Raw genomic sequence first — 25,846 nt, forward strand, 5'->3', positions numbered from 1 at the left:
AGGTTCGGTGCGCGGGCGGGAGTCGTACCTCGCCGTCCGGGTGCTGAACGCGCTGCTGCGCGAGGACTACGGCGGCCTGGCCCGGCGGGTGACCCACGGCAAGGACGGCGTCGCGCTGGTCCTGCCGGGGGGCAGGCGGGTACGGCTGGTCCCCGGCTCGCTGTTCCAGGACTTCGTCGCGGCCCCGCGGGAGGCGCTCCGGCTGCGAGAGGTCCTGCACACACTGCGGGAGGTCGCCGGCCCCGCCGACGCGGCCGGGGTCGAGTCGTTCACCAGGGAGTGCCACGAGGCGTTGCGCGCCCTCGACCTGCACGACCTGCACCGCGAAGAGGTGCTCACCAGACTGGCCACCGCGCATCCCGGCACCACGGGCACGACGGGAACCGACGGCGGACGCGACAGCATGTGGTACGAGACGCTGGCCGCGTTCGTCGATCACCCCGTCTACCCGACGGCCCGGTGCCGGATCGGCCTGTCCGACGAGGAGCTGACCGGGTACGCGCCGGAGTTCGCGCCCGCCTTTGAGCTGCGCTGGGCCGCGGTTCCCCGGGAGCGGCTCACCGGGGCCGAACCGCCGGGGGCCCCCGGGTTCCAAGCCGTCGGGCTGGCGGGGAGTCTCGCCGAGACGCACGCGCTGTTCCCCGTGCACCCGCTGACGGTCCCCCGCGTCGAGGAGATCCCCTGGGCGACCGTGGCCCCTCGGCCGTATCTGCAGGTCAGGCCCACGCTGTCGATGCGCACCGTCGAGATCGCCCCGGGCACGCACCTGAAGCTACCGCTGACCACCAGCACCCTCGGGCTGCGCAACCGAAGGTCGATCAAGCCCGACACACTGGCCGACGGGGCACGGGCCGAACTGCTGCTGCGGGCCATGCCCGATCCCGAGGTGCTGCTGGCCGACGAGCAGACGTACGGGCACGCCGGGCACGAGTATCTGGGCTGGCTGCTGCGCCGCCAGCCCGCCGGGGAGGTCGTCCCCGTCGCGGCGCTGGCGGCGCCGCTGCCCGGAGGCGGTCTGGTCGTGGAGGGTCTCGCCGGACGGTGGTTCGGCGGGGATGTCGCCGCTCTGCTCGCCCGGTACCTGCGGGTGCTGTTCCGCTTCCACGTTCGGCTCTTCGTCAGGTACGGCACCGCGCTAGAGGCCCACCAGCAGAACCTCTCACTGATCTTCGGCACCGACACCACGGGCGAAGGTGTCGTGCGGCTGCTCGTCAAGGACAACGACGGGTTGCTGACCTCACCCGGCCTGCTGGGAGGCGCCGGCCTCCCGGTCCCGGACTTCACGGACGCGCGGATGCTGACCGACGACCCGCACGCGCTCGCCGACATGTTCGTGACCATCACCCTGCACCTGTCGGCCGCCGCCGTGGCGTTCGGCGCGCTGTCGTCGCCGCGGGCCTTCGAGCTGGTCCGCGACGCGCTCGCCGGAGCACTCGACGAGTACGGGGAGCACCCGATGGCCCGGCTGCTGCGGGCCAGGACCCTGGACGCCGCCAGACTCGTCGGCAAGTCGATGGTCACCGCCGGGACCCTGGTGGACAAGGCACGCACCGGTGCGCGGGATGTGAACAAGTTCTACGGCACGAGCGGGCCGAACTACCTCCGCCAGCAGCCCCAGGCCACACCGGCCGCGACCACCAGAAGGACACCATGACCAGCCTCGCCCTCGACTCCCCCGCAGCCGTCGCCGAGGAGGCTTCACTGGCGGCGCTGCTGCGCTGCTGCGTGCGGGAGATCTCGGGACCTCGCGGGCAGGTCAGGCACGACGAACCGTACGTGCTGCTGCGGGTCGCGGACACCCTGCTGCGGGCCCGAGCGCACGGCGGGCTCGCGCTGCGCTTCGAGGGACGGGCCGAGTGGCTGGAGAACGACTCCTGGCAGCCGCTCTCGGCCAATCGGCTCGTCCGGCTGGTGGAGACCGAGCTCGGTGAGGGCAACGACGAGTTCGCCGCCCAGGTGGCCGCGAGCAGGGACGCCATGGCGGCGCTGCTCGCGGCCCGGCGGGACGTACCTCCCCCCGCCGACCCGTGGCTGGCCTCGGAGCAGGCACTGGTCTTCGGGCACCCGTTCCACCCCAGCCCGAAGGCGCGCGGCGGCACGGACTGGCTGCGCTACGCGCCCGAGGCGCACGTGAGCTTCCCGCTGCGACTGCTCGGGGTCAGGGACGACGTGCTGGCGGAGGCGGGCGAGGTCGGCTCGCTCGACGCGCTCGGGACGGCGCCGCCCGGTTACTCGCTGCTGCCCGCGCACCCGTGGCAGCTGGAGCTGCTCTCGGCCGAACTGGCCGCGCCACTGGCCGACGGCCGACTGCTCGATCTGGGGAACGGCGCCCGGCTGGCGGTGCCCACCTCGTCGGTCCGTACCGTCTACGAGCCGCTGATCGACCGATGCCTGAAGTTCAGCCTGGACGTGCGGATCACCAACTGTCTGCGAAAGAACTCCTGGTACGAGCTGGCGGGCGCGGTCGAGCTGAGCCGCCGCCTGGGACCGGTGTTCGGTGAGCTGTCCGCGGCCTTCCCCGGCACCCGCTGGCTGCCCGAACCCGGCTACCGCTCCGCCGGGCTGGGCACCCGGCTGCTTGAGGGGCTCGGCGTCATCGTCCGGATCAGCCCGTGGTCGGTCTGCAGACCCGGGGTGACCCCCCTGCTGAGCGGCACGCTGGCCGCCGGGCGGCAGGTGCCGGCCACCGATCCGGTGCGCTGGTGGCGGGCGTACGTGGAGCGGGTGGCGCTGCCGGTGCTCGACGCCTATCTCGGCCACGGTGTGGTGCTCGAACCTCACCTGCAGAACGTGCTGATCGGGGTGGACGCGGAGGGAATGCCGGTGGAGGCGGTCTTCCGCGACATGGAGGGCACGAAGCTCGTCGCCGGACGACACGACCTGTCCGGCCTGCCGGTCCGGGTCGCCGAGGCCCTCAGCTACGACGCGGAGGCCGGCTGGAGTCGGGTGGTCTACTGCCTGATGGTCAACCATCTCCCCGAGATCGCCGCCGCCCTTTCCGGGACCGGGCCCGCACGGGAGCTGTGGGCGGTGGCCGCTCAGGTCCTTGCGGGGTACGCGGAGTCGCGGGGGTGGCCCCGGCCGCTGTCGGACCTGCTGGCGGGGGCGCCGCTGCCGGCCAAGGCCAACCTGTCGGTCAGGTGGGCGCGGTCGGCGGACCGCGCCGCGGGGTACGTGCCGGTCGCCAACCCGCTGGCCGTGGTCTGAACGAGTGCCACCCCGGAGGGCCTGTTTCGGCTCCCGGCGTGACAGCGGGGACGGCGGTGCCGGTGCACCGCCGTCCCCGTCCGCCACCTCAGGGCGTGCCTATCGGGGATAGACCTCCAGCTCGTAGAGGGAGTAGCCGTACGTCGTCCCGCGCGTGACGCCCTGCATGCGGACATAGCGGGCGGTGGTCGGGGTGAACGTCACGTTGTCCACACCGCCGTTTCCGACGGTGGTGGAGTAGACGGTGGTCCAGGCGGAGCCGTCGGTCGAGGTCTGGATCGAGTACGCGGACCCGTAGGCCGCCTCCCAGCGCAGGATGGCCCTGCCCACGGTCGTCGCGGAACCGAGGTCGACCTGGAGGTACTGGTTGTCGCTGGACGAGCTCGACCAGCGGGTCGCCGGGTTGCCGTCGACGGCCCTGCTCGCCGGGTAGAGGAGCTGGTTGCTCGACGACTTGGCCGTCCTCCCCTCCGCCAGATTGGTGATCGCGTCGCCCCGATGTGCGGGGAAGGACAGGACCTGCTGGTAGGTCGGCCGGTTCTGCCAGGAGATCAGCGAGTGCGTGATCCCGCCGAGCGGCGACTGCTCGACGGCGTCGGCGCACCACTGGTCGCCCGCCGCGCACACGTCGTCTCCCGGGTAGGTCGTCGCCGCGGGTTCGGCGAGCGCCTCCGACAGGCTGTTCAGCAGGACGGTGCGGCAGCCCGCCACCGTGCCGTTGCCGCAGTACTTGGCGGGCAGCGGCCCGGAGACCTGGTCACCGAGCACGTTCCTGACGTCCTTGCTCACATATCCCCACCAGCCGTACTGGAACGCCGAGCCCTTGTGCGCCTGGGCCTCGTTCGCGGAGGTGGGCAGGCTGGACTGGTCGCCCTGCTGGTGGCCGGAGGGCGACTCGTTGATCTGGATGGCGTTGACCACCGACTGGTACAGGCCGTCTCCCAGCCCGGGCTTGAACTGCGCGCGGACCAGCTTGGGCCACCACGAGTCGAACGCGCGGATCGCGTCGGCGTGGGCGTAGGCCTTGCTGCCCTGCGAGGTCTCCAGGCGCTTGGAACCCGACGACGTCCAGGCCGAGAGCTTGGAGACCGCGGCGGCGAGGGCCGGGTCGGTCACCGCCGCACTGTTGATCACCCGGAGCAGGTCGGGCAGTACCCGCTTGCCGCGCAGGTCGGTCACCGCGGCCTCAGCCATGATCTTCGTGGTGCCGGCCTGGTCGAGCTTGCCGCTTCCCGCCAGGGCCGCCTTGACCGGGGCGTCCAGCAGGTCGGCCCGGTGAATCGGCCCGAAGCTGAAGTTGCCGTCCGCGGCGCCGTAGTCCTTGGCCTGCTTGTTGTTCCAGCTGACGAAGTAGTCCTGGTTGACCGCCTGCGGGTGGGTGGCGGGAGCGGTGTAGGTCGCGCTGTTGGTGGCCGGATCGTAGCCCGCCCACTCGTGGGCCGCGTCGGCGGTCATCGGCAGGTTCGGGTCGGAGACCGCGGACCTGACCGGGGTGTTGCCCGACATGAAGTACGCCGAGTCGGTGGAGTTGACGTAGAACCAGTTGAACGCGAAGCCGATGGTGGCGGCCGAGTTCTTGAAAGCCGTCGCGTCACCCATCGCGGCCGGGTCGTTGAACATCTGGAAGCCGACCGCCGAGTCGACCTCGTGCTGGTACGTCGACCGCAGCGCGGTGAAGGCGGTGGGCTGCCCGCCGACCGTGCCGCGCCAGCTCACCAGCCCGTACTTGGTGCGCTGGATCACCAGGTCGTACGAGCCGGCGGGGGTGGAGTCGGCGACCGTGGGCTTCCAGGAGTTGGTCTTGCGCAGCGTCTCCATCGCGGTGCAGACGCCCCGGTAGAGGTAGTGGTTCGACGCGACGGTGGCCGCGCCGCCGCCGGGCTCGCAGAGCTGCAGGGCGTAGGTGTCGGTGATGTCCTGGCCGCTGGAGGTCGCGCTCCAGGCGTAGTCGGTGCCCCGGCCGAGCAGCACGTAGAGGTTGAGCCCGGCGAAGGCCGCGCCGCGTGCCCGGATGCCGGGTCCGGAGAGCTCCTGGAGCATGAGCAGCTGGGGGGCGAAGTAGCCGGTCTGCGGGCCGAACACCGCGACCGGGTGCCCGGTCTTCGACTTGGCCGCCGAGACCACCACGGCGTTGGACATGCCGGGCTTGGAGTTGTCGACGAGCAGCCCGTCCAGCATGCCCTTGGCGGTCAGGGCCGAGGCCGGGGTGGTGGCCGAGCCGCTCCTGTTCTCGACGATGTTCACCGGCGCCGTCGACGGGTCGGGGAGGACGACCCCGGTGGCTCCGGCGGGCGCGGCCCCGGACGGGAAGCTCTGGCCGTTGTGCAGGGTGAGCGTCGTCTCCGGGTCGTTCTGCGCGCGGAACGCCGCCCAGACCTGGTCGCCGACCGCCGTGCCGTACTTGGCGCGGGAGGCGACCCGGACCAGCGCGGACTGCATCTCCGCGCCGCCGCCACCGCCGAACAGGCCGCCGATGACACCGGAGATCGCCACCAGGTCGGTCATGGTGAACTTCACCGGGCCGCCCGCGTTGGTGACCGCGTCCATGTGCCCGGTCAGCACGTACTCACCGGGGCAGTCCCGGTTGGCCATACAGGTGTCGATGTAGGCGTTGATGCCGGCTATGTAATGCTCGACGTCGGTGTAGAGCTGCGCGCCCCGGGGGCTCGCGTTCCGCAGCCTGGTGATCTGCGCCTGCAGGTCCGCCTCGGTGTACGGGGCGTTGCGCCAGGCGCTCTGCTCCAGTTCCCGGTTGCCCGGCGCGCCTCCGGCGAACGAGGTCAGCTCGCCCCGGCCGACGTGCCGCATCAGGTCCATCACCCAGAGGCGGTTCTGCGCGCCCGCGTACCCGGCGCCGAACATGGTGCCCTCGCGGGTGGTCCCGGTGATGTGCGGGGTGCCGGTCGTCTTGTCCCGGACGATCGTCACGTCCGAGCGGGGGCTGATGGTGCTCTCCGCCTGTCCCTCGGGGACGCCGAACGAGGCGTCGTTGAAGAAATCGGCGATCTGGTCGTTGGTCAGGCCGGTGTAGCTGGACAGCAGGTTGGCGTACTTGCCGAGTTGGTCGTCGCTGTGCTTGGGCTTCGTGCCCAGCGACTGGTGGGCCAGGATCCCGGCCAGGGTCGCGTTGCCGTTCTGGCCCGGGGGCAGGATGTCCGCGCACTCACCAAGGCAGTAGTCGTCGGGAGGGTAGGCCGCCGCAGCCGTGACCGCGGCCGTCGGTACGGATGCGGATGCGGATGCGAGGGGGGATGTCAGCGCGAGGGCCATCAGCAGCGCGGAGGCCGCCGTGATCGTCCGCCTGAGACGTGCATGCATAGGAGAATCCCTAAAACATGAGGCATACTCGGATGTTGAGAGGAACATACGTTCCCGACCAACACCGAATCAATGGCCGCTGTGATAATCGTCCGTCTCGATCCGTGACTTGGGGTCAGTGCGGCGGGTCGACTCAGAAACCTCGTCCCGCGGGGAGAGCCGATCCGCACAACAGGCCCGTCTCCGCGTTTCCACACCTCACGTGTGTTCTTCCGGACACCACCGGCCACCGCGCTCGCCGGACCGAAAGGCGCCCACCGGGCGACCAGGAGCGCCGTACGTGACGAGCCCGTCACGAGGCTGGCGGCTGGTCCAACGGCACCACCGCCTACGGGTCGCGCGTGGGGGACTGCGGGCCGGGCGAGGTGTTCAGCGCGGCCGACCACTACAACGAGGCGCTCGGCGTGTCGGTCCTGCTGTTCTCGGATCTGTAGGGAGTTGAGATCAGAGGGATTCACATGCGCGGTGGTCTGCCCGTCCTGGTAGGCCATCGCCATGGCGCGTGGAGACCTCACCGACGAGGAATGGTCCTTGGGGGCTCGATCCCGGACCTGCGGCAGCGGTTCAACGCCGTGAGGTAGCGGGATCCACCCACGGAGTACGGGCCGTGGTCCACCGTCTACGACAGATTCCGGTCATGGGCCACGACGGGCGTCTTCGAACAAGCGCAACACGGCCGAACGCAGCCCGGCGGGAGCGCGCCGACGATCGGCACATGTCCGAGCGGAGTCACAAGGCGTGGTTCATCTGTCGACATCCCTCGTCATCCCGCCGCCACGTTAACCTACATGTGCAAGAAAACTTACAAGTGTTGTTTATCGGATAGGCTGGCGGGCGTGGTCACCGCCAGAGAGAACAACACCCCGTCGGGTGACCGGCGCGTGCGCCGGACTCGATCAGCCTTGGCACGTGCGCTGATGGAGCTGGTCGAGGAGCGCGACCTGTCCCGGATCAGCGTCTCGGACGTCGCCGAGGGCGCCGAAGTGAGCCGCTCCGCCTTCTATGACCATTACCGGGACGTTCACGAACTGGCCGAGGACGCCTGCACCGCGATGATCGACGACCTGGTCGAGTCCCTGCCCGGCCCCGCTCTGGACTCGCCGGACCTGGCCCAGGAGGCGACCGAGTCGCTGGCGGCGTTCTTCGGCAGTCTGTCCGAGCACACGGGGCTGTATCGCGCACTGCTGGGGCCGGAGGGCAGCGCACGCGTCGCCGGCCACATCCGCCGCCGCATCGCCGCGATCATCCATGATCGCCTGGTGCACGCCGACGCCGGCAGGTGGCCGGAGCGCGTCCCACACGACGTGACGGCCACGTTCACCGCGGGCGCGCTCATCGGAGTAGCCGTGGACTGGCTCGAAGGCGGGTGTTCCCGTACCCCGGCCGAGATGGCCGAGGTGACCTGGCCGCTGCTGAACGCGCACTACCGCATCAACGAGAGCGGCAACAGATGAGGACTCAGGCCGTCGGCCCAGGCCGCTTCACCCGGTTCCGCCCCATTCGATGAAGAAACAGAGGAGACCATTCATGTCCACTGCCGATGTGTCGAGCAAGTCCCTGGCCGAGCTCGTTTCCCTGCAAGGGCGACGTGCGGTCGTGACCGGTGGCGGTCGCGGTCTGGGCAAGGCGATCGCGCTCCGCCTGGCCGAGGCGGGAGCCGATCTGCTGATCGGCGACATCGACGAAGATCTCGCAGTAACCGCTGCCAAGCAGCTCGCGGAGAGCCACGGGGTGCGCGCGATCGGCGCCGCCATGGATGTCACGGACGCGGCGACCGTGGCCGCGGCGGCCGACCGCGCGGTCGCCGAACTCGGCGGCTTGGACATCTGGGTGAACAATGCCGGGATCTTCCCGAGCGTCCCCCTGCTGGAGATGAGCGAGGAAACGTGGGACAAGGTGTTCAACGTGAACGCGCGCGGCGTCTTCGTCGGCGCGCGTGAGGCGGCACGGCGGATGTCGGCGGCGGGCACGGGCGGCGTCATTGTGAACATCGTCTCGACCGCCGGCTTCCGCGGGAGCGCGCCGGGTCTGGCCGCCTACGTCGGCTCGAAGCACGCGGCCCGCGGTCTCACCCGCGAACTGGCCCTCGAACTCGCTCCGTTGGGCGTCCGCGTGCTCGGAGTGGCACCGAGCTTCGTCCCCACGGAGGGCAACATGATGATGGCCGCGGCCATGATGGGCGACGACGTCCCGCCGACCGACCTCATGTTGAACAGCCCGATCGGCCGGATCGGTGTTCCTGACGACATCGCGCGCGTCGTCCTGTTCTGTGCGTCGGACCTGTCCACCTTCATGACGGGCAGCACCTTGCTCGCCGACGGTGGCGACACCGCCTGAGTAGACGTCGGCCGGCCGTGGCCGAGCACGAGACGAAGGAACATGCAATGGAATCGATCTACGATGTCCTCATCATCGGATACGGCGCGGCCGGAGCCTGCGCCGCCATCGAGGCGGCCGACGCCGGCGCGAGGGTCCTCGCGCTCGACCGCGGGTACGGTGGCGGCGCGAGCGCGCTGTCCGGCGGTGTCGTCTACGCCGGCGGGGGCACCCCCCACCAGAAGGCGGTCGGCCTGGTCGACACCCCGGACAACATGTTCGAGTATCTGCGCCAGGAACTGGACGACGTCGTCTCGGAGAAAACCCTGCGCCGGTTCTGCGAGACCAGCCCCGCGATGATCGAGTGGCTGGAGAAGCAGGGGGCCGAGTTCAGGGGAACGCTCTGCCCGTACAAGACCTCATACCCGTCCGATCCGTACTACCTCTACTACTCGGGCAATGAGAAGGCCTGGCCCTACGCGCTCCACGCCACGCCCGCTGCGCGGGGACATCGCCAGGTCGCCAAGGGATTGGGCTCCGGCGCCGTGCTCTTCGACAGACTCCGCCGCGCGGCGATGGCCAAAGGGGTGGAGTTCCGGCCGCTGAGCCGGGTCCACGAACTGATCGTCGAGAACGGCGTGGTCGCCGGAGTGCGCTACCGGACGATGGATCCCGCCACGGAGGCGGGCCACCGGCACCTCAAGCTGTCCAAGGCCGGCGGAAAACTCGGCAATTGGCTGCCCCCCATCGGTACCCGGCTCAACGCCAGGGCCGAAGCGCTGTGGCAGCAGAACAGCGACCACGTGGAGGTGCGTGCGAAGACCGTCATCCTCGCCGCCGGTGGATTCATCTACAACCCGGCGATGCACGCCGAGCATGCGGTGGGCACGTACGCCGACCTCTTGCCGCTGGGCACCGTCGGTGACGACGGCTCCGGCATCAAGCTGGGCCTCTCCGCCGGAGGCGCGACGGCCAATCTCGACCGGATGAGCGCGTGGCGGTTCATAGCGCCGCCGAGTGCCGCCGTCGAAGGTGTCTCGATCGGTCCCAGCGGCCGTCGCATCGTCAACGAGGACCTGTACGGCGCGACCTTCGGCGACCACATGATCCGCGAGCACAGCGGGCGCGGTTTCCTGGTGCTCGACTCGCGGCAGTGGAAGAAGGCCCGCGGCCAGATCAAGTCGCAGACCCAGACGTTCCAGCGTCTCCAGGCCGCCTATCTGTTCTCCGTGGGGCATAAGAAGGCCGCGACGCTCCAGGAACTGGCGAAGAAGATCGGCGTACCCGCGGCCACGATGGCCGAGACCGTCCGTGCCTACAACACGGGAATCCGCACCGACAGTGGCGACCCTGGCCACAAGGCCGCCGACATGTGCTCCCCGGTCGAAGCCGGACCGTTCTACGCCATCGATATTTCGATCAAGAACGTGCCGGCGTACCCTACCCCCGGACTCACCCTCGGCGGGCTGCGGGTGGACGAGGAGACCGGTCAGGTCCTGAAGGCAGATGCCGTGCCCGTTCCCGGTCTCTACGCCGCCGGCCGTAGCGCCGTGGGGCTCTGTTCGAACAACTACCTCAGCGGGCTGTCACTCGCGGACTGCGTTTTCTCCGGGCGCCGGGCCGGCCTGCATGCGGCCCGTTTTCTGCCAGTGTGACGTCCCTTCACGCGCTCTCGATGACCGGACGAACGACTCAGCCAACCCAAGCCAGACTGGGGCAGGAACGACCTGATCAAAAGCCTCGGCAAGGTGGTCAGATGCGTCGCTGCGTCGAGGTGGCCGACCTGCCCAGCGGCGGCCAGGCCGTACGAGACAGCAAGGCCCCCAACGGGCCGATGCTGAACTTCACCCGCACCGAGTGGCAGGCGTTCATCGACAGCGTGAAGGATCACAGGTTCGGGCGATAGAGACAGCCTTTCCGGTCAGGGCAGACCCGCGCCGTCTTGGCCGAGCGCGTCGATCGCTGCCGTGATCAAGCTTCGAGCCTGCCCGCCGTACACGGCCAGTTCAGCGAGTTCGGCGAACACCCGCGCGTACATCTCGATCTCCCTTGGCTGGGTAACGGTCAGCCACACCGAGACGAGTTCCACGTTCACCTTTGACTGGTCGCATGGCGCTGCGGTCGGTGGACGCCGGAGTGATATCGGCGTCGGACAGCGCGGTACGCCCGTTATCGATGCGATGCTGCCCCGTGAGGTTGTTCCTCACGGGGCAGCGGTGCTGGACTGGCGTAGCGAGCGTGTCACCGGTCTTGCCGTCCCACTGACAGTGACCTACACCTTTTGCAATCACTCTGCCGAGGTGAGGGCGGTATTCCCGGCGCGCGGCGGACGCTCAAGAACCGGAACACATGCCAAGCCCTCGCGCGTTTGGCAGCTACTCTTCAAAGCCGTTCCTTGGCGCTCTGTTCTTCTCAGGAACAGATTGACGGATCAGCTGCCCGGAGGCGGGAACGCCTCGGGGGTCTTCTCGGGGTCACCGATGTCGTTCCACCCGGAGTGGTCGGTGAGCACGCGCTCGCCAACCGGTCCGTTCGCCAACTGGAAGGAGAACGACCAGAGCGTCCGTGGCTTTTCCGGGCCCGATGTCTGATCGGAGTTCTCCGTGAATTCCATGACCGCCGTCTGCCCTCGCTCGATGTGATTGGGGAAGATACGGATGACTCCTCCCTGCTCGAGGTCGAACGCCTGCGCCGAGGGAGAGTTGTCCTTCTTCCGCTGTACCGCGGCCTTCACCTTCGGGTCCGTGCTTATGAGCTCCTCCCAGGGAATCTTTGGATCCGCGCTGGTGAAGTCTCTCGAGCACATCTTGCCGGGAGGGGTGTAACGGACCTTGGCCTCCACCCCAAGGACGGCCAGATCTCGCTCCAACAGTTCAGGATCACGAAACTCGTTGATCTTGACCGTGGCTGGCTGGGCACGGCCTTATCCCGGTAAAGGTGCCCGTAGACCGTACTGCGCGAAACACCGAAGAGATCGGCTATCTGCTGGACGGTTTTCTCTCGGGCGTCGTACAACTACTGGGCGAGTACGGCCTGGTCGACGGTGATCCCGCCACGGAGCTTGCCGCGACCGGGGCGCTCACTCACCCCGATGGCCCGAGGCCGCCGAAGCCATACCGCGCGAACCGTTTCTCGGTGACGCGGTCTATCGTCCGGTCGACGGAAAGCGGGAAACGGTGTGGCAACCTGTTCACCGTACGGACTCCGGCAAGGACGAATGGTCGCGCCTGGCATACGCCAACGAGACATGGGCCACCCAGGTGGACGAAGTCCTGGCGGAGAACGCGTCCGGCCCGATGATCCCACCTTATCCGCCACGCTCCCGAGCCTGGTGGTGCGCATGCTGGAGGCGGCGCAGATCACCGAGGGGGACACCGTGCTGGAGATCGGCACCGGAACCGGTTACCCCATCACCCTGCTCTCGTTGTGCGGGATCGCCGTCACAAGATCGCATCGATCAGCGGCGCATCATCCCAGCCCAAATAGCCAATGGCGGCTGTCGTACCAGAAGATCAGGGCTCACAAGATGGGACAGGCATATCTACTCTCTTCGTAAGTCAAGGCTTGTTATCAAAAAATCCATTTGGCACGATCAGCTTCGGTGGCGCAAAAACAACTGCTACCGCCCATGTCATCGAAAGGATTCGTAAATGCGCGTAGGGCTCAAGGCTGCCTTAACGGCAGCCCTCGCCGGCCTCACCACCATCATGACTACCACTCCCGCAGCTGCGGACATATGGCCCTTCGACGGCATTCCGCCGGACAAGAGCACGCACAGCTACTGTTACACCACGTCTGTAACCGCAGAAGTCAAATCTTACATTCCCGGTGCAATGAGCTACCTCGATACCGCCACAAACATTCCGGGAGTACCTTTTCACTCACCCTGCGAGACCACCAACTCCTCATCGGATGGAACGCCCGCCACCGATGTCGCATGGTTCGCGGTCTGGGTCGAAAATGCCTATGGTGAGGCGGAGTGCAAGGTCCGAACGGCTTCAAATCCGAATGTCTGTGACCAGCGTCACACTCGAATCAACTCCAGCATGATCAAAACCAGTAGCAACGCCCATCAGCAGTTCATCAAAACTGTCTGCCATGAACTGGGACACACAGCGGGCGTCGACCACTACTCGCCGCTGGCTAGCCCTTCCGAGCCGCCGGGCGCCTTCGGCCAGCCGCAGGACTGTATGGCGAGTGGAGATGTCACGAGAATCGGCAACCCGACAGGGTCATGGATCCACACCTACAACGCTCATCACATCGCCGACCTGAACCCCCACTGGGCCTGACCGTTCGAAGGAAGGAGGACATCATGAGAAAGCCCCTGATCTTCACTCTTGCTCTCGCTACGGTCGCGGCCATGTCGGCATGCAGCGCCACCAACAGCACGGAGGTCAGATCCCCCCAGGCGCTTTCCTACGCGGAAGGCAAGGGAGTACTCGACATCTCTGTACTCCGGACCGCGGAACGCGACTTCCCCCCATACGAGACGCCAGAGCAGCTCGCCTCGGATCGGCCCATTGTCGCAGCCGGCGTAATTGACGGCTGGCAGCAAGGCCCCATTCTTGACAGTGGTACAGGCACGCTCGACTATCGCATCGTCTTGCGGATGCGAGTGACGGAACCACTCAAGGGCGTCAAGGGGCGGGCATCGATCCCCGGCGGAATCATCTTCATCGAGCTCTCCCAGGGCGCGGTTCTCAGCGATCCCACGGCTCCCGCCGATCAGTGGAAACCCTACAAGTCCGTCGCGGACTTCGAGAAAGCGCTACCCGCCGGCACCAAAATACTCGCCTTCCCGCGCGAACGACCGAGACAAGAACTATCTGGCGTCAACCCGGGCACACCGCTGCCGGCGGACGCGAAGCTGATGCTTGTGCCCCCGCAGGGACTGATATTGGAGGACCCAGGGCTTGCCCAACAGCGCTCGGACGACTCCACGGCACTTGTCGGTGGCCTCGAAAAACTTAATGTTGGTGGCGCCGCCTGGCTCAAATACAAGGATATCGATAGCTTGGTCTCTCATCTGAGAGCGCAAGGGTTCAACGAATAACAGCAAAGGGGATGTGGCCGGACTGCTCCACCAGCCCACTTCCCATCCGGCCACACTCCCTGACAATAATTGCTCGCACCCATCTAAGGCACCGGCGACGGCCGGCTGGAACGAGTCAAGCTGAGAAGATGCGGTTATCTGTTCTCGGTGAACGCCTGGGAGAACGTGTCCGGCGTCGAGAAGACGGTCGCCCGGGAGAAGGGCCAGAAGATCGCCATGGCGCGGCCGATCACGTCGGCCTCCGCGATCGTCCCCTCGCCTTCCTGCTCCTCGTGGCTGCGGGAGTCCTGAGAGGCCGAGCGGTGGTCGCCCATGACCCACAGGCGGCCCTCGGGAACGACCTTCTCGAACTCCTCCCCCGAGGGGAAGTCGTCGGGGTGGAGGTAGTCCTTCTCGTCGAGCGGGGCCCCGTTCACGGTGATCCTCTTCTTGGCGTCGCAGCACTTGACGGTGTCGCGGCCGATCGCGATGACCCGCTTGATGGTGTCCTCACCGTTCCAGCCCTTGAAGACCACCAGGTCACCACGTTCGCTCGCACCGTGCAACTTGTTGACGACCACGCCGTCGCCCTCACGCAGGGTGTTCTCCATGGACTCCGACGGGATCCAGAACAGCCGGAAGACGAAAACCTGCAGCAGCACCGCCACCACGACGCCGCAGACCAGTAGGAACAGGCTCTCGCGCACGCCCCCCTTGCGGGAGGACTTGTTCTGCTTGTTCTCGGACCCGGCGGTCATGGGATGCCTCCATCAGCTTCCGGGCCGGCGGCATCCGCCGCCAAAGCCCACATCAGTGATCCCATCCTGCTGCTAACGTGCGGCAGACTCTCTAAGATCAAATCCAGGTGAATACCGAAGAGTCGGGAGAAAGTGTGGAAGATCAGGCTACGCCGGTCGGGATTGACCCGAACGTGCCCAACGTCGCCCGGATGTACGACTACTACCTGGACGGCAAGGACAATTACGCCGCCGACCGGGCCGCAGCCGAGCAGATTCTGAAGCTCTTCCCCGAGACCCGCGACTCCGCGAAGGAGAACCGGGCGTTCCTCTCACGTGCCGTACGCCACCTGGTCGAGTCGGGCATCCGGCAGATCGTGGACCTGGGCTCCGGACTGCCCACCCGGGGCAACACACACGAGATCGCGCACGCGGTCGCGCCCGACACCCACGTGGTCTATGTGGACTACGACCCCGTCGTGTGCGTGCACAGCCGGGCACTCCTGGCGAACGGCGACAACGTCACCATCGTGCAGGCCGACGCGCGTGCCCCGGAGACGCTGCTGGCCGAACTGCGCGAGCACATCGACTTCAGCCGGCCCGTGGCGTTCCTGCTGCTGGCCCTTCTGCACTTCATCCCGGACGAGAACCCCGACGGCGCGGGTGCCTACCAGATCATCCAGCGGCTGTCCGAGGCGAGCGCACCGGGCAGCCACCTCGTTCTCAGTCACGCGATCGACGCCAAGCCCGACACCACGCCGGAGGCCCTGGAGATCTACAACCGGTCCACCGAGGCACTGAGCCTGCGCACGCACGCGGAGATCTCCCGCTTCTTCGACGGCTACGAGTTGCTCGAACCCGGCCTGGTGTTCCCCAAGGACTGGCGCCCTGTCGACCCGCCCCTGTTCGGCGAGCGGAACACCTCGATCGGCTACGTCGGAGTGGGCCGCAAACTCTCCTGACCCGTGTGACGTGCCGAGCGAGAGCAAGAGCCTCCCGTCCGGCTGCCTCGCCGGTCGCGAAAGATCATTCCTGCGTTCGGACGGCATGGTCGCGGATTCGTCTGTGCGCCTCGGCGTCCTCGGGAGAGGTGGCGAGGGCGGCGATGTCCTCGTCCGTCTGCAGCACGGGCGGGATGAGTCTCGCCAGTTCCCGGCGGTCGCCTTCGGCGACCTTCACGGCGTTCTCCAGCATCTCGGCCTCCGCCCGCACGATCGGCAGGTTCTCGCTCATCGGCGACGACGCCTCGGGGTCCAAGGTCTCCTCGACGAAGGCGATGTAGGAACGGTAGCCCTCGGCCGCACGGCGCAGGTCCGCGACGATCCTGGCGCGCTCGTCGGCACGGGCCTCTGCCGGGTTCTCCATGGGTTTCTCCTGTTCCAGTGGCCAACCGTTCAGGAACGGCGGCGGAACCGAGAGTAGAGTGGCCGCCCTCTCCGCGCATCCCTATTCTCATCACATAAAGGATCTTGGCCGCCGGAGCGCCCTCACGCCGAGGGGAGCAGCGGGTTGCCTCGTCGCTCCCCTTGAACCGTGCGTGCCACTCGTCGCGCGGGGCCCGAAAGGCTCACGCGCTCCCGGGAGCTCATCCGTTCAACAATGAATCCCAGATCTCTGCCGAATAATTCTTTTACGACAATTATGGGTTTGAAATAACGAGTCCGTTTTGTGTGCTTTTGTCAGCGAATGTCGGGTATCACTCTCCCGCTGAGAATGTCGCGGTTCCGTGGTCCGGCCTCGGCCGGCATGACGGAACCGCTTGATCGGCAAAGGAGATGAGCACCATGTCCAACCGAATCCTTCAGACGATCGCGATCGGCGCGACAAGTGTCGCGCTGATCGGCGGCCTGGCGGGCATGGCGGGTGCGACCCCGACCGCCCCGGAGGCGGTGGCAGCCGCCCCCTCGCACAACGCTACGGCGACCCCATCCCCAACCAGGCCATGCCAGAAAGACAAGGACTGCAAGAGTGGGTACAAGGCCGGGCACAAAGCCGGCAAGAACTCCTGCAAGAGCAGCACGAGCGGCACTCAAACCCCCAGCGGTTCCGCGGAGTACAGGCGCGGATTCGAGTTGGGGTACCAGCACGCCCGCGCTCGATACTGCTAGGGGCAACAAACACCAAGAAAAGGGGCGTGGAGGCGTTTGCTTCCGCGCCCCTTTTCTCCTGGCGGAGCGGCCCGCTCAGCCGGCGGAGGTGAGCAGCGGCAGTTTCCGTACGCCGGTCATGTTGGGGCTGGGGATGAACTGCGGTGGCTCGTCCGGGTCGGTGCGCAGGTGGGGGAAGCGGTCGAGCAGGATGTCGAGCGCGACCCTGCCCTCCAGGCGGGCCAGCGGCGCGCCGAGGCAGAAGTGGATGCCCCGGCCGAGGCCGAGGTGGGGGTTGGGGTCACGGGTCGCGTCGAAGACGTCGGGGTCGGCGAACTGCCGTGGATCGCGGTTGGCCGCCGCGATCCACACCATGAGCAACTGGTCGGCGGGCACGTGCTGTCCGCCGAACTCGACGTCGACGTTGGTGACCCGGCCGACGGCCGCGAACGGGCTGAAGAAACGCAGGGACTCCTCGATCACGGCGGGAACCGTCGACCGGTCCGCGCGGGCGCGGGCGAACTGCTCGGGCTGGGCGTCCAGACAGAGCACGGTGTTGCCGAGCAGCATGGTGGTGGTGATGTGCCCGGCTATCAGCAGGACGTTGGCGAAGTTCACCACCTCGGCCTGGCTGAGGCGCTCGCCATCGATCTCGGCCTCGACGAGTTTGGTGAGCAGGTCCGCGCGTGGCCTGCGGCGGCGTTCCGCTGCGTGCTCGCCGAGGTAGTCGGTCAGGTGCTTGACCTGTTCCAAGGCGGCGGCGAGGTTGCGCGCCTGCTCCTCACCTCGGTCGACGAGTGAGAACTGCTGGGAGTTCTCCAGCATCCGGTCGACCCACTGCTTGAACAGATGACGGTCAGAGCTGGGCACCCCGAGCAGTTCCGCGATGACGACGATCGGCAGCGGATAGGCGAGGTCGGCCACCAGCTCCATCCGGCCCGTGTCGGCCACCGCGTCGAGCAGTTCACCGGTCAGCTCGGCGATGCGCGGTTCGAGGTCGGCGACGACCTTCGGGGTGAAGGCGTGGCTGACGAGCCTGCGAAGCTTGCCGTGCATGGGCGGGTCCAGCTGCGTCAGGCTGCGCTCGGAGGGCCTGGCGACCTCGGGCACCACCCGGCCGGTATCGGAGGAGAACGTCTTCGGATCGCCGAGAATCCGCAGTGCCTCGGGGTAGCCGTAGACGTTCCACATCCCGGTGCCGGCGTCGAAGCTCACCGGCTGGTCCGGCCGCCTTCCGCGTAGCCAGAAGTGCCCCTCGTGCAGGCCCCATGTGTCGGCGATGGTGGTCATGGCGTGCCTTTCTGATCGGGACGGGTCCGGGATCAGCCGGGCTCGTGCGTTCTCTCGTACGCGTAGATCCAGGTGCGGTAGGGCGAAATCAGGTCCTCGAAGACGGCGATGATCTCCGAGACCGCCTTGGCCAGTTCCCCGGAGGTCGGCGGCTCGGCCGATTCGAAGGCGTACCTGACCACATGGGCGAGCGAGTCGACCTTGGCCCGCATGTCCGGCACGGTGGCCATCGGATCCAGGTTCTCGTAGGCGTGGAACCCGGTCATCGTCGCGCTCAGCGTGTACGCCAGGTTCGGCACGTCGTCGCGGAACAGGCCGTGCCGGGTCATCAGGTCGTAGAACCGTTCGGAGGCGAGCAGTTCCTGGCTGTGCAGGAAGGCGTCGGCCGGTCTGCTCTGCGTATGCCGCAGGTATCCCTCGGACAGCGCCCGCAGCACCGGCCGGCGATCGACGATGAGGAACGACGCGGGGATGAAGCGGTGCGGCAGCAGCATCGCCGGATCCCGGCGCAGCTCGTCGAGGAGCTCCTCGACATAAGAGATGGCCTCACGCAGCAGCACGGCCTCGAAAAGCTGCTGCTTGGTGCGCCAGTGCAGGTAGACGGTGCCCTTGCCGATGCCGGCCTGCCGGGCGATGTCGTCGATCGTCACCTTGCGGTAGCCGAGACGCACGAGCAGCTCGGCCGCCGCGTCGAGGATCCGGTCGGCGCGACCGGCGGTCTGCCCTGCTCGTTCCGTCATCCTGGAACCCTTCACTCTGACTTCGTGACCAATTATTAAAACCGGTCAATAAGTCAAAGGGTAGGTCTCCCCTCCGGCGCGGACAACCCCTTCTTGGATCCGGGTCGCCCACATCTTCGGGCCGTTCAGGGGAGTTTGGGGACCGACTCGACGAGGGTGACGAGGCCGGCCTCGTCGAGGAGGTCGACCGGGCGGACCGTCTCGCCCCGCAGGACGTAGTGAAAGGCCGCGCCCACCTTCTCCAGGGGGACGGCGGCCAGGTGGGACCAGGCCAGCCGGTAGGCGGCGAGCTGGACGGAGGCGGCGGCCTCGGCCTTCTCGCCCCTGGGACGCCGGCCGGTCTTCCAGTCGACGACCTCGTAGCGCCCTTCGGAGATCTGGAAGACGGCGTCCATCCGGCCGCGGACCACCCGGTCGGCGATCACCGTTTCGAAGGGGACCTCGACATCCAGCGGTTCCCTGTCCGCCCACTCGCTCTCCTCGAAGCGGTCGCGCAGCTCGTCGAGGTGGGCGTCGGTCTCCTCGAAGTCGTCGGACGCGCCGGGCAGCTCGAACTCGTCCATCAACCGCTGCTGGCCCCAGCGCCCCTCCAGCCAGCGGTGGAAGGAGGTGCCCCGGCGGGCCAGCGGCGCGGGCTTCTTGGGCACCGGGCGGCGGATCTGCCTGGCCAGCGCCTCGGGATCGGAGGCCAGCGTGACGAGGGAGGAAACGGTCAGGTGGGTGGGCAGCTCCACCCTGCCGCCACCGCGCCGCCGGTTCATCTCCCGCTCCCTGAGCAGGAGCTCGATGTCACGCTCCCAGGCCTTCGCCCGTTCCCTGTCCCACCCCCGCAGCTCGGCCGCCGGCATCGGCCGCCGTTCCCCTGGCTCGCCCCCGGCTCCGGCCTCGACCTCGGAATCGGCCCGGTCGCCCTGCCAGGTGTCCGCCGCTCCGGGAAAAACCCCGGGAGACTCCTGTGGATCGCCTGGGAAGGGCGCATCGCCGTTCTCCGCCCCCTCGGGAACGGGCCCGCGGTCGTCCGGACCGGGAGCCTCCCCGTCCGACAGGTCATCGGGGAAGAACGCGTCCTCGTCCCACGGATCTTCAGGGAAGGGCACCTCCTCGTCCTGAGGAGCCTCGGGGAGGGGAATGTCCTGGTAGTCCCGGGGAGCGTCAAGGGAGGAGCCGGGAGCGGGACCCTCGGCGAGGGCCGCGAGGGCGGCCTCCACCATGGTGGCGCCGTCGAGAACGGCGGCGTAGCGGACATCGTCCGGCTCGATCGGCCACCGGGCCTCGGCCGGCTCGGCGAGGAGCGGGTTGGTGGCGCCCTCCTCCATCTCCGGGGCCCACAAGGCCACCCTGCCGCAGGTCTCACGGATCTCCAGCAGGAAGTCCGACGGCTCCAGCGGCCTGGACGCGGTGCCCCAGCGGTAGCCGGAGGCGATCAGCAGGTAGTGGGCGCGGGTGACGGCGACGTACGCCAGGCGGCGCTCCTCAAGCAGGTCGCGGTCGCGGCAGCGCTCGTCGAAGTCGGCCAGCTCCTCCTTGGCCAGCCCGGCCAGTCCGGGCAGGTCGGAGGCGTCCCCGCGGAGCTGGTAGGGCAGCTTGCGGGGATTCTCCGTCCACCTCGGGCTGGTCGTGGAGCGGGCCGGGAACACGGTGCCGACGGTGAGCGTCCCGGCCTTCGACAGTGCCTGGGAGAGGCCGGGCACCACCACGACCGGCCATTCCAGCCCCTTGGAGGCATGGACCGTCATCAGCTTCACACTGTTGCTCTCGCCCACCCGCCCGGCGTCCAGGCCGTTCTCCTCCTCGTCCGCCGCCTTCAGGAACGCCAGGAACGCGCCCAGCGTGGGATCCTCGGAGTCTCCGGCGAACCGGGCGGCGGCGTCCAGGAAGGCGTCGAGGTCGGCGCGGGCGGCGAACGGGCCGACGGCCGTCCCCCTGGCCGCCACCTCGATGTCCAGGCCGAGCCTGCGCTCGATCTCCAGGATCAGGTCGGGCAGCGGCTGGCCGGTGTGGGCGCGCAGCAGACGCAGCTCCTGGGCCATGGCCACCAGCCGTACCCTCGCCAGCGGGGAGAACAGGTCCTGCCAGGCGGGACGGTCGGGCAGCTCGTCGAGGGCGTCGACCAGACTGCCGCGCTCCTCGGCCATGTCGGCCACGACCTGGTCCAGCGGGTCGGCCACCGGCGACGCGCCCTCGCGGGTCTCCCGGTTCAGCTCGCGGGCCCGCTCGCCCAGTTCCTTGAGGTCGGCGGGGCCGATCCGCCAGCGGGGGCCGGAGAGCAGCCGCACCAGGGCGTCCCCCGCGCTCGGGTCGTAGATCACGCGCAGGGTGGAGACGATGTCGGCGATCTCCGGCACGAGGAGCAGGCCGCCCAGGCCGACGACCTCGACCGGGATGCCACGCTCCTCCAGGGCCTTGCGGAGCGCGGGGAACTGCGAGCGTTTGCGCGCCAGGATCGCCACGTCGTGCGGCTGGAGCGACTGCGGCCCGCCCCACATGCTCTGCTTGGCCTTCTTCCGCTCGCCGTCGCCCCACGGCATGCCGTCGGGCGCGCTCTCGACGCCCAGCACCCTGGCGATCTCCAGGGCGGCCCAGCGCGCCTCGTCGTCCGCGGTCTGGTGGAAGGCGCACATCACCCGGCCGCGCTCGACCCGGTTCTTACCGGGCACCAGGACCGGCACCTCCCTGGCCTCCATCCGGAGCGGCAGCTGGAGCCGGGCGGCGACGTCCAGCACGGCGTCGCCGTTGCGGAAGCTGACCGACAGGCGGTTGACGGGCGCGAGCTCCCCCGAGGCGGTCCTGAAGTCACGGGGGAATCGCGTGAGGTTGCCCGCCGAGGCGCCCCGCCAGCCGTAGATGGACTGGCAGGGGTCGCCCACCGCCGTCACCGGGTGGCCGCCGCCGAACAGGGCGCGGAGCAGGACGAGCTGGGCGTGGCTGGTGTCCTGGTACTCGTCCAGCAGGACCACGGCGAACCGCCCGCGCTCGATCTCGCCGACGTCGGCGTGCCGGTCGGCGATCCTGGCGGCCAGCGCCATCTGGTCGCCGTGGTCGACCACCTCCCGGCTGCGCTTGAGGCGGTTGTACGCCTCGATCAGCGGCAGCAGTTGCTCCCTGGCCCGCTGGGTGAGAAGCGGTCTGCGCTGGTCCTTGGTCGGGGTGCCGGGCAACTCGGCGAACCGCCGGGCGAGCCCGGCGCCGACGTCGCGCACGTCCTGCGGGGTGCGCAGGTGCTCGGCCAGCTCACCGGCCAGTTCGAGCACCGCCCGGGTGACGGTCGCCGGGCTCCACTCGACCTGCTCCATCGGTCCGTCGTAGGCGCTGACCACCCGGCTGGCGAGCTGCCAGGAGACGGCGGGGGAGACCAGGCGCATGGTCGGCTCCAGCGCCTCGCGCAGGGCGTGCTCGGTGACCAGGCGGGCCGCGTAGGCGTGGTACGTCGAGATGGTCGGCTCGCCCTCCATCAGCTCCGCCGGCACCTGCCCGACCTCGACGAGCCCGTTGAGCCGCTCGCGCACCCGCGCGGCCAGCTCCGCGGCGGCCTTCCTGGTGAAGGTCAGGCCGAGCACCTGCTCGGGGCGGAGCAGCCCGTTGGCGACCAGCCAGACGACGCGCCCGGCCATGGTCTCGCTCTTGCCCGACCCTGCCCCGGCCATCACGACCATCGGTTCGAGCCCGGCCTCGATCACGGCCGCCTGTTCCGGGGTCGGCGGCAGGATGCCCAGCTTGGCGGCAAGCTGAACCGGGCTCAGCACGCGGCGCCCCCGGCACGCGCGACACGGCCCGGTACGGGGCACGGGACGTGGCTCAGCACACCTGGTCCCCGTTCTTGCTGACCGGGCAGCTCGACCGTACGGCGCAGGTGCGGCAGCCGTCGTTGACCTTGGCCTGGAAGAACGGCCCCGACATGCCGACGGCGACGGTGTCCACCATGTCCTTGGCCCAGCCGGGCTCGGGGTCCTCCGACAGCGGCGGTTGCGTCTGCTCCTTGGCCGCCTTCTTGCCCGCCGCGTCGCCCACCTGGACCAGGGCCGCACCGCCCGGCTCGGTCAGGCCGTGCCGTTGGAAGGCGCCCAGCAGCGCGGCGAGCTGGTAGACGCCGAGCTGGGGGTGGCGTTCGAGCTCGGTGTCCTTGGCACCGGTCTTGCCGGTCTTGATGTCGATGATCACGGCTCGGCCCTCACCGTCGCGCTCGACCCGGTCGACCCGGCCCTTGATCTGCACCCCCTCGGAGACCATCGCGGTGAACGCCTCCTCCAGGCCGACCAGCGTCCGGGGGTTGTTCTCGTGCCAGGCGACGAATTTGGAGATCATCTCCTCGGCGACCGCGCGCTGCTTGCGGTTGTACCAGACACCGCCGAAGTCGAGCTCGTTCCAGACCTCGTCCAGGCGCTTGCCGAGGGTCTCCTCGGTGGGCATGCCGGTCGCGGCGAGGACCGCCAGCGCGTGCACGACGGTGCCCAGACCTCGGGCCGCGTCGGTACCGCCCGCGCCCACCGAGGTCTCCAGCAGCCAGCGCAGGCCGCACTTGCTGAAGCTCTCCACCGCCGAGGGCGAGACCCGTACGACGTCGTCGGGCCAGCTCAGCGGGCGGTCGTCGGAGATGGGGGTGAGGGCGTACCAGTCGTTGGGGTGGGCTCCGGGCACTCCCGCGGCGGCGAGCCTGGCCAGGTGCTCGGCCGCCGCCCTGCGCAGCGGTTCCGGTCTGGTCGAGTCGGTGACCGCCGACCGCAGGTCGGCCACCAGCGCGGACATGCTCAGCCAGCGGGACCGCTCGTCGACGCCCGCCTCCTCGGTCGAGCCGGGCACCAGCTCGGTGAGGAAGCGGGAAGGCCGCTCCTCGGTGTCGTCGCCGCCCACGGCGGTGACGATGAGCCTGCTTCTGGCCCTGGTGGCGGCCACGTAGAACAGGCGACGCTCCTCGGCCAGCAGCTGGGAGGCGAGTGCGGCGGAGACGGCCGTCGGGTTCTCGTGCTCGGAGCCCTCGGCCCTGGCGACCATGTCGTCGGTGCGGAGGATGGACCCGCGCAGCCGCAGATCCGGCCAGGCGCCCTCCTGGACCCCGGCGACGACCACCACGTCCCACTCCAGGCCCTTGGAACGGTGCGCGGTGAGGATGCGGACCTTGTCGCCGTCGGGAGCCCGATCGGCGAGGGAGTCCCCGGGGATCTCCTGGGCGACCAGGTCCTCGACGAACACGTCCACCCCGGCGTGCGGGAGCCGGTCGACGAACCTGGCCGTGTGGTCGAAGAGCGCCACGACGGCGTCGAGGTCACGGTCGGCCATGGTGCCCCTGACACCGCCCCTGAGGCTGACGTCGGTCCATTTCCTGGCCAGCCCGGTGGCCTGCCAGACGGCCCACAGCACGTCCTCCGCGGTGCCGCCCTGCCGTACGGCCTCGGTGGCGGCGGAGATGAGACCGGCGACCCGTTCGGCGGGCAGCGCGACGTGCTCATCCACCCGCACCAGTTCCCGCGCGTCCTTCAACGCGGCGACCAGCAGTTCTCCCGAGGAGCGGGGGCCGGGGGCCTCGCGCTCCAGGTCGAGGTCCATATCGAGGTCCACATCGAGAGCCGCGTCGCGCTCCGCCTGCTCGGCCGCCTCGTGCTCGGTGGGGTGGGCCAGCGCCTCGTGCTCGGCGATCCGCAGGGCGCGACGGAGGCGGCGTACACCGATCATGTCGGTGCCGCCGAGCGCGCCGGTCAGCAGTTCCTCCGCCACCCCCTCGTCGAGGGTCTCCGGGTGCAGCGCCACCTGGATGAGCCTGATCAGCGGCCGCACACCCGGCTCCTGGAAGAGCGGCACCTCGCCGCCACCGACCACGACCGGTACCCCGGCGGTGACCAGGGCTCGGCGCAGCAGCGGCACCTGGCGGGTCGCGGAGCGGACCAGCACCGCCATCCGCGACCAGGGGACCCCGTCGAGCAGGTGCGCCCTGCGGAGCGTGTCGGCCACGATCGCCGCCTCCTGAGGTGCCCCGTCGGCCACCAGCACCCGTACGTCACCGGGGTCGGCGTCCGGCAGGGCGCGCAGGTCGCGGTGGGCGGCCCCGCCGGGGGTGGCGGGCAGCCGGGTGGTGACGCGGCGGGTGGCCCGCAGCAGGTTCCGGCCGCTGCGACGGCAGACACGAAGCGCCACGACGGGGGCCTTCGCGCCGTCGGCGTCGCGGAACCGGTCGGTGAAGTTCATGATCCCTCGGACGTCGGCACCGCGGAAACCGTAGATCGACTGGTCGGGGTCACCGACCGCGACCAGGTCACGCCCCTCCCCCGCCAGCTGCTGGAGCAGGAACTCCTGGGCGGGGTCGGTGTCCTGGTACTCGTCGACGAAGACGGCGTCGTACGCCGATCGCTCGCGGTCGCGCACCTCGGGGTCGGAGAGCAGCGCCCCCGCCGCCCGGATCAGCTCCGCGTAGTCGAGAACCGGTTCGAGGTCGAGGTCGAACCTGGCCTGGTAGCGGTCCGCGAACCGGCCGGCGGCCACCCAGTCGGGGCGGCCGTGGCGGCGGCCCAGCTCGACCAGCTCCGGCCCGTCGAGGCCGCGTTCGGCGGCGCGGGCCAGGAAGTCACGGAGCTCGGAGGCGAAGCCGCGCGTCTTGAGCGCCTCGTGCATGTCATGCGGCCAGTGCGCGGCGCCGTCCTCCAACTCACCGTGGAGCAGGCGGCGGATCTCCAGGAGCTGCTCGGGGCCGGTCAGCAGGCGCGGCGGCACCCCTCCGGCGATCACCGCCTCGCGGCGGAGCAGCGCGTAGGCGTAGCTGTGGAAGGTGAGGGAGAGCGGGGTGCGGGTGGTACGGCGCATCCGGGCCGTGATGCGCTCGCGCAACTCCTCGGCGGCCTTGCGGCTGAAGGTGAGGACGAGCACCCGCTCGGGGTCGACGCCCCGGCGCTCGATCCGGTCCACGACGGTCTCCACGATCGTGGTGGTCTTGCCGGTGCCCGGTCCGGCGAGCACGAGCAGCGGGCCGCTCTGGTGGGCCACCACCGCCCGCTGGTGCTCGTCCAGCACAGGGGCAACAGCTCTCCCCGCACCCTCACGACGTACCAGCCGCCAGTCCTGACCACTCACAACTCGCCATTCCACCAGATCCCGGACGATGATCGTGCCGAGTCGGCGGGTACGGCATGG

The 25,846-nt window shown here is 69.1% G+C and carries 20 protein-coding genes; 11 read left to right on the forward strand and 9 right to left on the reverse strand.

Translation table 11 applies throughout. The annotated features are described in order from the left end of the window. Positions 1 to 7: 7 nt before the first annotated feature. Complete coding sequence (locus IG98_RS0112625; protein ID WP_030910464.1) at positions 8 to 1,654, forward strand: IucA/IucC family protein; 1,647 nt, start codon at positions 8 to 10, stop codon at positions 1,652 to 1,654. Beyond that, positions 1,651 to 3,207, forward strand: coding sequence for an IucA/IucC family protein (locus IG98_RS0112630; protein ID WP_030910465.1), 1,557 nt, complete (start codon positions 1,651 to 1,653; stop codon positions 3,205 to 3,207). Before IG98_RS0112625 ends, IG98_RS0112630 begins: the two co-directional genes overlap by 4 nt. Positions 3,208 to 3,306: 99 nt before the next feature. On the opposite strand, the gene IG98_RS0112635 is transcribed toward IG98_RS0112630, so the two are convergent. Next, positions 3,307 to 6,525, reverse strand: coding sequence for a penicillin acylase family protein (locus IG98_RS0112635; RefSeq protein ID WP_030910468.1), 3,219 nt, complete (start codon positions 6,523 to 6,525; stop codon positions 3,307 to 3,309). Positions 6,526 to 7,361: 836 nt separating this feature from the next. Here IG98_RS0112635 and IG98_RS0112645 point away from each other — a divergent pair. From IG98_RS0112645 to IG98_RS50405, 4 genes are all read left to right on the forward strand, one after another. Next, complete coding sequence (locus tag IG98_RS0112645; protein WP_030910471.1) at positions 7,362 to 7,979, forward strand: TetR/AcrR family transcriptional regulator; 618 nt, start codon at positions 7,362 to 7,364, stop codon at positions 7,977 to 7,979. A 73-nt stretch (positions 7,980 to 8,052) separates the two neighbouring features. Beyond that, the gene (locus IG98_RS0112650) at positions 8,053 to 8,862 is read left to right on the forward strand and encodes an SDR family NAD(P)-dependent oxidoreductase (protein ID WP_030910474.1); all 810 of its coding nucleotides are present in this window, start codon (positions 8,053 to 8,055) and stop codon (positions 8,860 to 8,862) included. Between the two features lie 17 nt (positions 8,863 to 8,879). Next, positions 8,880 to 10,496: an FAD-binding protein gene (locus tag IG98_RS0112655; protein WP_281178472.1), complete on the forward strand. Its 1,617-nt coding sequence runs from the start codon at positions 8,880 to 8,882 to the stop codon at positions 10,494 to 10,496. A 101-nt stretch (positions 10,497 to 10,597) separates the two neighbouring features. Then, positions 10,598 to 10,747 (forward strand): DUF397 domain-containing protein, encoded by a 150-nt coding sequence (locus tag IG98_RS50405; RefSeq protein ID WP_157594298.1) that lies wholly within the window; start codon positions 10,598 to 10,600, stop codon positions 10,745 to 10,747. A 15-nt stretch (positions 10,748 to 10,762) separates the two neighbouring features. On the opposite strand, the gene IG98_RS48600 is transcribed toward IG98_RS50405, so the two are convergent. Both IG98_RS48600 and IG98_RS0112670 read right to left on the reverse strand, forming a co-directional pair. Beyond that, positions 10,763 to 10,930: a hypothetical protein gene (locus tag IG98_RS48600; RefSeq protein WP_211263963.1), complete on the reverse strand. Its 168-nt coding sequence runs from the start codon at positions 10,928 to 10,930 to the stop codon at positions 10,763 to 10,765. A 342-nt stretch (positions 10,931 to 11,272) separates the two neighbouring features. Further along, positions 11,273 to 11,710: a hypothetical protein gene (locus tag IG98_RS0112670; protein ID WP_169750108.1), complete on the reverse strand. Its 438-nt coding sequence runs from the start codon at positions 11,708 to 11,710 to the stop codon at positions 11,273 to 11,275. Between the two features lie 462 nt (positions 11,711 to 12,172). Here IG98_RS0112670 and IG98_RS53275 point away from each other — a divergent pair, with 462 nt between their 5' ends. From IG98_RS53275 to IG98_RS0112680, 3 genes are all read left to right on the forward strand, one after another. After that, positions 12,173 to 12,397: a hypothetical protein gene (locus tag IG98_RS53275; protein ID WP_030910485.1), complete on the forward strand. Its 225-nt coding sequence runs from the start codon at positions 12,173 to 12,175 to the stop codon at positions 12,395 to 12,397. A gap of 94 nt (positions 12,398 to 12,491) precedes the next feature. Beyond that, positions 12,492 to 13,133: a hypothetical protein gene (locus IG98_RS50420; RefSeq protein ID WP_157594299.1), complete on the forward strand. Its 642-nt coding sequence runs from the start codon at positions 12,492 to 12,494 to the stop codon at positions 13,131 to 13,133. A 23-nt stretch (positions 13,134 to 13,156) separates the two neighbouring features. Continuing rightward, the gene (locus IG98_RS0112680) at positions 13,157 to 13,897 is read left to right on the forward strand and encodes a hypothetical protein (protein WP_030910488.1); all 741 of its coding nucleotides are present in this window, start codon (positions 13,157 to 13,159) and stop codon (positions 13,895 to 13,897) included. Positions 13,898 to 14,031: 134 nt separating this feature from the next. Here the strand turns inward: IG98_RS0112680 and lepB are convergent, their stop codons facing one another. Further along, complete coding sequence (gene lepB / locus IG98_RS0112685; protein ID WP_030910491.1) at positions 14,032 to 14,634, reverse strand: signal peptidase I; 603 nt, start codon at positions 14,632 to 14,634, stop codon at positions 14,032 to 14,034. A gap of 134 nt (positions 14,635 to 14,768) precedes the next feature. Here lepB and IG98_RS0112690 point away from each other — a divergent pair, with 134 nt between their 5' ends. Next, the gene (locus IG98_RS0112690) at positions 14,769 to 15,575 is read left to right on the forward strand and encodes an SAM-dependent methyltransferase (protein WP_030910494.1); all 807 of its coding nucleotides are present in this window, start codon (positions 14,769 to 14,771) and stop codon (positions 15,573 to 15,575) included. Between the two features lie 64 nt (positions 15,576 to 15,639). Here the strand turns inward: IG98_RS0112690 and IG98_RS0112695 are convergent, their stop codons facing one another. Then, positions 15,640 to 15,978 carry a hypothetical protein gene (locus tag IG98_RS0112695; protein ID WP_030910497.1) on the reverse strand — a complete coding sequence of 113 codons (339 nt, stop codon included), beginning with the start codon at positions 15,976 to 15,978 and terminating at the stop codon, positions 15,640 to 15,642. Between the two features lie 419 nt (positions 15,979 to 16,397). On the opposite strand from IG98_RS0112695, the gene IG98_RS50425 reads away from it, so the two are divergent. Next, entirely contained in the window at positions 16,398 to 16,721 is a 324-nt protein-coding gene (locus tag IG98_RS50425) for a hypothetical protein (RefSeq protein ID WP_157594300.1), read from the forward strand. A gap of 75 nt (positions 16,722 to 16,796) precedes the next feature. Here the strand turns inward: IG98_RS50425 and IG98_RS0112705 are convergent, their stop codons facing one another. From IG98_RS0112705 to IG98_RS0112720, 4 genes are all read right to left on the reverse strand, one after another. Continuing rightward, complete coding sequence (locus IG98_RS0112705) at positions 16,797 to 17,990, reverse strand: cytochrome P450 (RefSeq protein ID WP_030910503.1); 1,194 nt, start codon at positions 17,988 to 17,990, stop codon at positions 16,797 to 16,799. A gap of 32 nt (positions 17,991 to 18,022) precedes the next feature. After that, positions 18,023 to 18,730 carry a TetR/AcrR family transcriptional regulator gene (locus IG98_RS0112710; protein ID WP_030910506.1) on the reverse strand — a complete coding sequence of 236 codons (708 nt, stop codon included), beginning with the start codon at positions 18,728 to 18,730 and terminating at the stop codon, positions 18,023 to 18,025. Positions 18,731 to 18,855: 125 nt separating this feature from the next. Beyond that, positions 18,856 to 22,473 (reverse strand): ATP-dependent DNA helicase, encoded by a 3,618-nt coding sequence (locus IG98_RS0112715; RefSeq protein ID WP_030910509.1) that lies wholly within the window; start codon positions 22,471 to 22,473, stop codon positions 18,856 to 18,858. 52 nt (positions 22,474 to 22,525) lie between these two features. Beyond that, on the reverse strand, positions 22,526 to 25,726 hold the full coding sequence (locus IG98_RS0112720) for an ATP-dependent helicase (protein WP_030910512.1): 3,201 nt from the start codon (positions 25,724 to 25,726) through the stop codon (positions 22,526 to 22,528). Positions 25,727 to 25,846: the final 120 nt, after the last annotated feature.

The sequence above is a fragment of the Streptosporangium amethystogenes genome, assembly GCF_000721075.1.
Classification (GTDB): Bacteria; Actinomycetota; Actinomycetes; order Streptosporangiales; family Streptosporangiaceae; genus Streptosporangium; species Streptosporangium amethystogenes.